The organism is Acidobacteriota bacterium, assembly GCA_040754075.1.
Classification (GTDB): Bacteria; Acidobacteriota; Blastocatellia; order UBA7656; family UBA7656; genus JBFMDH01.
The window spans coordinates 1-8614 of the sequence record JBFMDH010000063.1; the positions used below are offsets into that span (position 1 = coordinate 1).

Below are 8614 nucleotides of genomic sequence, written 5' to 3' on the forward strand. Positions count from 1 at the left end.
TTTTGTTGACCTTTGCTGATCAGGGCTGTCAAATAACTCTCATCTTTTTCGCTTAGTTTTATATGTTCTTTTTTCATGATAAAACTAAATGACTAAAAGACGTAAAAACTTAGAAAACGGTGTACTAAAGCAAATTTTGAAGTTGCTACGGATTTATATTACATCGATGTTGTGAAAAATTGATTAGCTTATGCCCGAAAGATTTCTGCAATGCTCAATCGCACCAGCCGCTGGTTGGTTACTCCTGAATATTCTTGCCGGTTTATTGTTAATCTCTTCTGAGGTTCAGCCTGCCTGCGCGCAAAATTCACAATCACCCAATCGCAATCAAAGCCGACCGGCGACGCTTGGTTTAGAGCAAGGCTTTTTAGAATTCGATACACCGGATTTCCAGTTAAAACTGGTGAAGGCTTCGCAGACCGTCGCGGCGCTGGTGCCGAAATTGAGTAGAGGGTTTGATTTCACCCCGGCTGACCGATTAAACCTGCGCGCGAGTGATGGATTTTATCATCTCGGCGATTTGATTTTACGTGTGCGTTCAGGCTCCTCAGCGTGGAAAGAATATTCGACGGCTGAGACGCGCAAACCGGTTCAGGCATTGTCAGTCACCGGCAACACCCTGGCGGCGGCTGATTTGTCGCCAACTCTGCCGCCGGATTGCCCTCTGGAAATCAAACGCAGTTGGCTGGTTGAAGGTAGTCGTCTGGTGTTGCGCTTTGAATTGAAAAACCGGTCAACGGATGCGGTTCAAATCGGCAGTCTTGGGTTGGCGCTTGGGTTTAATAATCTGCTCACTGACCGCTCGCTCGAACAGGCGCATGAAATCTGTTCATTCTCAGACCCCTACATCGGGCAGGATGCAGGTTATGTGCAGGTCACACGGTTGACCGGCAAGGGCGCTGCGCTGGTGGTTGTGCCTGATGGCAAAACCCCACTTGAAGCCTATCAACTTTTAAATGAACCGATGCGCACCAATCAAACCTTTGAAGGGATTTTCGCGTGGATAGTTCATACTCAGGCGTTCGCGGAAAATGAGTGGCGTGGCATACAGCAATGGAATCCCCCGACAAGCGCAACGCTTGCGCCCGGCGAAACTCGAACCTATGGTTTACGATTTCTGGTTGCAGATGAAATTCGCAACATCGAATCAACCCTTGCCGCCAATCAACGTCCGGTCGCGGTCGGCATCCCCGGTTATGTTTTGCCTATGGATGTTGACGGGCGATTGTTTTTAAATTATCAACCCCGCATCACGAAAATAACCTCGGAACCGGCGGATGCGATTACCATTCGCGAAGAAACGCCGACCAAAAACGGATGGCGAAATTTTCGCTTGCGCGGCAAGCGTTGGGGGCGCGCGAGGCTCGCCATAACTTATGCGGACGGCACCAACCAGAGCGTCAGTTATTATGTCATCAAACCGGCTGCGCAGGCGGTTGCTGACCTTGGGAATTTTTTGATGACCAGACAATGGTTCGATGAACCGAATGACCCGTTTCATCGCAGTCCTTCGGTGATGAGTTATGACCGCGAAGCCGACCGGATTGTCACACAAGACAGTCGTGTGTGGATTGCCGGTTTAGGTGATGAAGGCGGGTCAGGTTCGTGGCTTGCGGCGGCGATGAAAGCGTTCGGACAACCGAGTGGCGATGAAGTTGCAAAGTTTGAACAGTTCATTGATAAGGTGTTGTGGGGCGGCTTGCAGTACAACGACGGGGCGAACCAATACGGCGTGCGCAAAAGCCTGTTTTTTTATAGCCCAACAGAGGTTCCGGGATTTATTTATGAACCGACTTTCAATTGGACGACCTGGACGAGTTGGAAAAAGAAGGACGCCGAATCTATCGGTCGTGGTTATAACTACCCGCACGTCGTCGCGGCATACTGGTCGATGTATCAATTGGCGCGTAACCACCAGGGGCTGGTTAAAAATCATTCTTGGGATTGGTATCTCAATCAAGCTTATGAGACAACCGGATTTTTATTCAGCAAAGATGCAAGGGGAAAGCGGCGTGTCGGTTATGTCGAACTCGGTTTAATGGAGGGCGATATTTTCCTGATGCTTTTGCAGGATTTGCAACGTGAAGGTTGGAAAGAAAAAGCCGGTGCTGTTGAAGCCCTGATGCGTGAACGTGCCGAGCGTTGGAAGCAGGAAGCCTATCCTTTCGGGAGCGAAATGGCGTGGGATTCAACCGGGCAGGAAGAGGTTTATGCCTGGTGCAAATATTTCGGCTATGCGGATAAAGCGCAGGTGTCACTGAATTCGATTATCGGTTATATGCCGACGGTGCCGCACTGGGGATATAACGGAAATGCCCGTCGTTATTGGGATTTTTTATATGGCGGGAAGTTGCGGCGGATTGAGCGGCAATTGCATCATTACGGCTCAGGGTTGAATGCGATTCCGGCGCTCACGCATTATCGCGAGCACCCGGAGGATTTTTATTTATTGAGAATCGGTTATGGCGGAACGCTTGGAGGGTTGACGAACATCGACCGCGAAGGCTTCGCTTCAGCCGCCTTTCATTCATTTCCTGCGACGCTGAAATGGGATGCCTATTCGGGTGATTATGGACCGAACTTTTTCGGTCATGCGGTGAACACGGCGACCTATTTAATCAATCACCCTGAATTTGGCTGGCAAGCATTTGGCGGCAATGTTAAACGGGAAGGTGATTGGATAAAGTTGAAGCCGCTTGATTCTTTTCGCAAGCGTGTTTATATCGCGCCACTCGGTTTATGGTTGACTTTGGATGCGGGGACTTTTGAAGATGTTCAGGTGAATACAAAAACCGGCATCGTCCGCGTCGGACTTTCGCCTGCAACTTCTGCGACGCGACAGGGATGGTTACGCATTGAGCAACCGGCAAAATTTAAACGGACAGGAGCCTTTAAACCGCATCGGCAATTTAAAAACGAACGCGAAGCCTTTAGCATTCCGCTTGCCGCGAAAGTGACCTGGGTGGATTTATCTGCGAATCAATAAAAGCTGTGGTTTTTCCCGATAAGCGGATGGCTGAATCAATAGTTAGAGTGAAAGTTGATTTAAGCATGAATTTGCGTGATGAATTTGGCGACATTGATATTTATCTGTTTGATCAGATACTCAAGGGGCGCTTTGCGTCTTCGATGACGATTCTTGATGCGGGATGTGGCAGCGGGCGAAACCTCATCTATTTTTTGCGCAATCAGTATCGGGTTTTCGCAGTGGATAGAGAGCGGCAAGCCATCGAGCAGATTCAAAGGCTTGCGTCAAAACTTGCGCCACATTTACCTGAAGCTAATTTCAAGGTTGCCGATATTAAAAATCTTCCCTTTCCTGATAACCACTTTAACGCGGTTCTGAGCAGTGCCATTTTACACTTCGCAAAAGATGAATTGGAATTCAATCAAATGGTTGATGAGATGTGGCGGGTGCTCAAACCAGAGGGCAGGTTTTTTGCGCGTCTGGCGAGTTCGATAGGTATAGAACATCTGATTAAAGAAGTTGCCAAGCGGCGTTATTTGCTCCCCGATGGAACCGAAAGATTCCTTGTTGATGAAGAGATGTTAGAAAGCCTGACCTCAAGGCTAGGCGGGATATGGCTTGAACCCATAAAAACGACGAATGTGCAAAACCTGCGATGTATGACGACCTGGGTTTTAAAGAAGATATGAATATCGCTCCACAAAATGCCACAAAAGAAAACGGGCAGCTTATCAGGCTACCCGTAAACTATTGATTAAGTTGATGAGCCGAGCAGGATTCGAACCTGCGACCCACTGGTTAAAAGCCAGTTGCTCTACCGACTGAGCTATCGGCCCCATTTCGATTTACCGTCTACTGATTGCAATTTCCTGATAAATCGAAATTGAAATAATAGACATCGAATTGCCGCTCGTCAACACTCAAGGAAAATTCTTTTCGGGTTTGCATCTCTTCCGAATTGTGATTTTAATACCTGCGCTATGTTTAACCGTAAAGTTCGCGCAGCGCTTCTGCTCATCAGTTTTTTCTCTATCTGCCAATGGGGAACTCGAGCGCAATCCGTACCTAAATTTCCAATTTCCAATAACCCCATCGAACTCACTCGCCTGTCGAGAAATCAGGTTTTCTTTGATGCCGCAGGTCGGCGTTCAGCCATTCTCGGAACCGAGAGCGGACAGTTTGAAGCCTGGGTTTATCCGATGAAATTATTTCACGAATTCCGCCTGCGGGTTTCGCTTGAAGGCGGCGACACAGATATCGATTTATCCAATTTCTCTCATCGCGTCGTTGCCCGACCGGAATCGTTCACCATCGTCTATGCGCACCCGCAATTTACCATTCGTGAAATCATCTTTTCACCCATCAATGAAAAAGGCTCAATCGTTTTATTCGATATTGACAGCGCGAAAAATCTCACAATCGAAGTCAGTTTTGTTCCCGATTTGAAACCCATGTGGCCGGCGGGATTGGGCGGGCAATATGCCTCGTGGAATCAGGAACAGAAATTTTTCATCATCAGTGAAAGTCGCAGAAAATTTAACGGTCTGATCGGCAGTCCGTTTGCCGCAGGCGGTTCTTCAACCGAAGCCCATATGCTGACACCTGGCGCAGTGCGCTTTGTAATGAAAATCGCTGCACAAAAAGCCCACAATGAATTCATTCCCATCATCATCACAGGGAATATGGATGGGCGGCAAAAATGCATCGAGCAATATAAAAATTTACTCGCTAACGTCAGTCAACTTTATCAACAGACGGTTGACCATTATCGCACACTCCGCGAAGCGAAAACCGCTGTGACAACCCCGGATAAAAACTATAACCTCGCGTTTGAATGGGCAAAGGTCGCCTTGGATAAAGGCTTGGTTATCAATCCTGACCTTGGAACAGGTTTAATTGCCGGACTCGGTCTTTCAACCGACAGCGCGCGACCGGGTTTCGGGTGGTTTTTCGGCGGCGATGCGTTTATCAATTCGTTTGCGATAAATGGCTACGGCGATTTTGACACCATGCGCGAAGTCTACCGATTCCTGCAAAAATTCCAGCGTCCCGCCGAAAACGTTTATCCGCGAGCCAATGACCGAGCGCCGGGTAAAATCATGCACGAACTTTCGCAAGCGGGCGGAATGATTCGCTGGTTTGAAGATTATCCCTATGGTTATTATCACGCGGATACCACGCCGCTCTATATCGTTTCATTCGATGAATATCTCAAACAAAGCGGCGATGTGAAATTCTTGCGCGAAAGTTGGGAATCACTCAAAAAAGCCTATAGTTATTGCCTCAGTGTAGACGCCAACAATGATGGATTGATGGATAACCTTAGCGCGGGGCTTGGCGCATCGGAACTCGGTTCGTTGCAGGAAGATTTACAAACCGATGTTTTGCTCGCTTCGGCAACCGTAAAAGCGATGCAGGGAATGGCGCGTATGGCGGAGTTAATGAGAGATGAGACGTTAAAAAACGATGCGCAGATGCGTTATGAAAAAAGTCTGACTACCCTGAGAGAAAAATATTTTGATTCAAAAAGCGGACGTTATGCTTTTGCCCTAACCACCAAAGGCATCAATACCGAATTGACCTCCTGGACAGCGATTCCGCTGGCTTTTCGATTACTCGAAAATTCAAAGGTTGAACCGACATTGCAATCGCTTACCGGTCATGAACTGAGCACCGATTGGGGGTCGCGAATGCTCGCTAATTCAAGTTCGGCTTACGACCCCGTGGCTTATAACAATGGCGGCGTATGGCTCTTTTTGACCGGGTTTGTGGCAATCGGTGAGTACGAATATCACCACTCGATTTCGGCATTTCAACATCTGATGCAGACCGCTCGTTCCCCGCACGTCGACGCCCTGGGCTTTTCATCGGAAATCTGGTCGGGGGATTATTTTCGCCCGCTCAATACCTCAGTCCCGCATCAACTCTTCTCATCAGGCATGATTATCTCTCCATTCATTCGTGGGCTTGCCGGAATTAAAGCGGATGAGCCATTGAAACAGATAACCTTCGCGCCACAACTTCCCGCCGCCTGGAATGAACTCGATATCCGGCGATACCGCGTAGGCGCAAACTCAATGTCGTTTTCCATTCGCAGAACGGCGACCAGCTTTAAAGCGACCATCGAAAAAGATAGCGATGAACCCTATGAATTAAAATTCGCTCCGGCATTTGCGCCGTTTACAAAAATTCAAGCGGTTTTAATTGATGGCAAATCGGTTCCCTTTAAACTTCAAGAAACCTCGCAGGATTTGAGTGTGTTGGTAAACCCGCAAATCACTCGTCGCCTCGATATTGAAATCAAATACGTCCAAGGCATAGATATTGATTTTACCGGTGATGAAATCACCCTCGGAGCGCGCGCGCAGGGGTTGAAGGTTTTAAGTATGCAGGGCGATAAAAATAGCCTGAATTTATTGGTTGAAGGCGTGGTTGGGAAAACCTATCAGTTTAAACTTTTTTCATCGCTGCGAAATTTGCAGGTGAGTGGTGGGCGGTTGGTTCCGACATCGGGCGGCTGGCGAATGCTTGAAATTGCTTTTGAACCCGGCACAACCAATACCTATCAAAAAAAGACTGTGCAAATCACTGTCGCGAATTGATTCCAGTCTGGCATCAATAAATTAATATTCGCTCCACGGCGCGCAAATTTCGGAACAATCCGGGCGTAACCATAATCTGCCACATTGACAGCGATGCACATGGTTTGCCTGTCCAAACGGGAGAATTTTGCCACAAGCGCACTGCTGGTAGTCGTTTTCTATCTGTAAATACTCACTATTTAAAATCTGTTTTTGACTTTCCATTTAATTGCCTTTCGCACGCTAACCAAAGAAGATTGGTATCGACTTGCTTAAATAATCTATCAGTGAATAGTATTAAGCGCTGCCCCAATTCAGTCTTCAACAGAATTTAATAAAAAGAAATAGAAAACTGGCGAAAGATGAAAATCTTCTTGCTGGTAAAACACAAAATATTCTTCACCATTTAAGTAGCAACCGGATTTTCCGTCGAAAAATAGAAGATTAATCCGGTAAAAATCATTCGAGAGTAAAGAGGAAAACGAGATGCGAAACCGAATCATTGTTTTAAGCTGTGGATTTATTTTTATTATTTTTATCGCCATTTCATTCATCAGGGCTTCTGCTCAACAAGTCGGCAGCGAACCTAATATCAATGCGCCGCAGGCAATAAACCTGGTTCCGGTTATTGGTAACCTTGCAAGCCCCGTCTATGTCACCAACGCGCACGACGGCAGCAATCGCTTATTCATTGTCGAAAAAGCCGGTCGCATTAGAGTTTTACAACCGGGCGCGAGTTCAACCACAACCTTCCTTGATATAAGCGCCAGAGTTTTATCTTCCGGCAGTGAACAAGGATTACTGGGGTTAGCCTTTCATCCGAATTACTCGACTAATCGGCGCTTTTTTGTGAATTACACCAGACAAACCGATGGCGCTACGGTGATCGCTGAGTATCAGGTTTCGGTCGCTGACCCGAATGTAGCGGATACCACCGAAACCGTAATCCTCACCTACGCGCAACCGTTTACCAATCATAAAGGCGGGATGCTTGAATTTGGCACTGATGGATATTTATATATCGCAGCAGGTGACGGCGGCTCTGCAAATGACCCGGGCAATCGCGCGCAAAATATCAACGTGTTTCTTGGGAAAATTCTGCGAATCGATATTGATACGCCGAATGGTTCCACACCTTATTCATCACCAGCGACGAATCCCTTCTTTGGCGCAACGCCCGGGTTGGATGAAATTTATGCCGTAGGAATGAGAAATCCCTGGCGCTTTTCATTTGATCGAGGCGGCTCACATCAACTCTATGTCGCCGATGTCGGACAAGGCGCGAGAGAGGAAATCGACATTGTCACCAATGGCGGAAATTATGGATGGCGGGTGTATGAAGGAACCCAGTGCACCAATCTGGATGCGCAACTTTGTACCCCAGGCAATTACACCATGCCGATTGCCGAATATTCGCACACCGGTGGTCGTTGTTCGATAACCGGCGGATATGTCTATCGCGGAACCATCAATACCTTTCCGGATGGCGCTTATATCTATGCCGATTATTGTTCTGGCGAAATCTTTCAATTGCAGGGCACAACCCAGACGGTGATTTTGGACACCGCTTTTCTTCTATCCTCATTTGGCGAAGATGAAGCCGGAGAAATTTACGTCATTCAATACAGCAGCACGAGTGGCACGTTATATAAAATAACCAACACGACAAGCTGTAGCTATTCCATTAATCCCACTTCACAAACATTCAGCGCCTCGGGCGGGAGTGGCAGCGTAACGGTGAATACGACAGCCGGGTGTATGTGGTCGGCTATGAGTAATGCCGCGTGGCTTTCAATAACTTCAAGCACCAGTGGAACCGGACCTGGAAGTGTAAATTTTAACGTCGCGGCAAACACAACCACGTCACAAAGACAAGGGACATTGACTATCGCAGGACAAACTTTCACGGTGACCCAGTCGGGAATCACCTGCACGTATAGTTTGAGTAACGGGAGTCAGAATTTCACTTCCGGTGGCGGCAGCGGCTCGTTCAATGTCATCACTCAAACCGCTTGCAACTGGACGGCTTCGCCCAATGCCAACTGGGTCTCGATTACCTCAGGCA

4 protein-coding genes and 1 tRNA gene are annotated in these 8614 nt (G+C 47.7%); 4 read left to right on the forward strand and 1 reads right to left on the reverse strand.

The genetic code is table 11. The annotated features are described in order from the left end of the window. The first annotated feature begins 190 nt into the window (after window positions 1-190). Both AB1757_31085 and AB1757_31090 read left to right on the forward strand, forming a co-directional pair. Complete coding sequence (locus AB1757_31085) at window positions 191-2986, forward strand: DUF5695 domain-containing protein (GenBank protein ID MEW6131515.1); 2796 nt, start codon at window positions 191-193, stop codon at window positions 2984-2986. A 26-nt stretch (window positions 2987-3012) separates the two neighbouring features. Next, a complete protein-coding gene (locus AB1757_31090) occupies window positions 3013-3657 on the forward strand; it encodes a class I SAM-dependent methyltransferase (protein MEW6131516.1) in 645 nt (214 codons plus the stop codon). 74 nt (window positions 3658-3731) lie between these two features. Here AB1757_31090 and AB1757_31095 read toward each other — a convergent pair. Then, window positions 3732-3804 (reverse strand) — tRNA-Lys (locus tag AB1757_31095). Window positions 3805-3948: 144 nt separating this feature from the next. On the opposite strand from AB1757_31095, the gene AB1757_31100 reads away from it, so the two are divergent. Beyond that, entirely contained in the window at window positions 3949-6570 is a 2622-nt protein-coding gene (locus AB1757_31100) for a hypothetical protein (protein ID MEW6131517.1), read from the forward strand. A gap of 465 nt (window positions 6571-7035) precedes the next feature. Beyond that, a partial coding sequence (locus AB1757_31105) for a PQQ-dependent sugar dehydrogenase (GenBank protein MEW6131518.1) occupies window positions 7036-8614 on the forward strand: 1579 nt, incomplete at its 3' end.

What these genes read in the sequence shown, in the direction of transcription:
- AB1757_31085 (MEW6131515.1), top strand. Translation starts at nt 191, where the DNA reads ATGCCCGAAAGATTTCTGCAATGCTCAATCGCACCAGCCGCTGGTTGG.
- AB1757_31100 (MEW6131517.1), top strand. Translation starts at nt 3,949, where the DNA reads ATGTTTAACCGTAAAGTTCGCGCAGCGCTTCTGCTCATCAGTTTTTTC.
- AB1757_31090 (MEW6131516.1), top strand. Translation starts at nt 3,013, where the DNA reads ATGGCTGAATCAATAGTTAGAGTGAAAGTTGATTTAAGCATGAATTTG.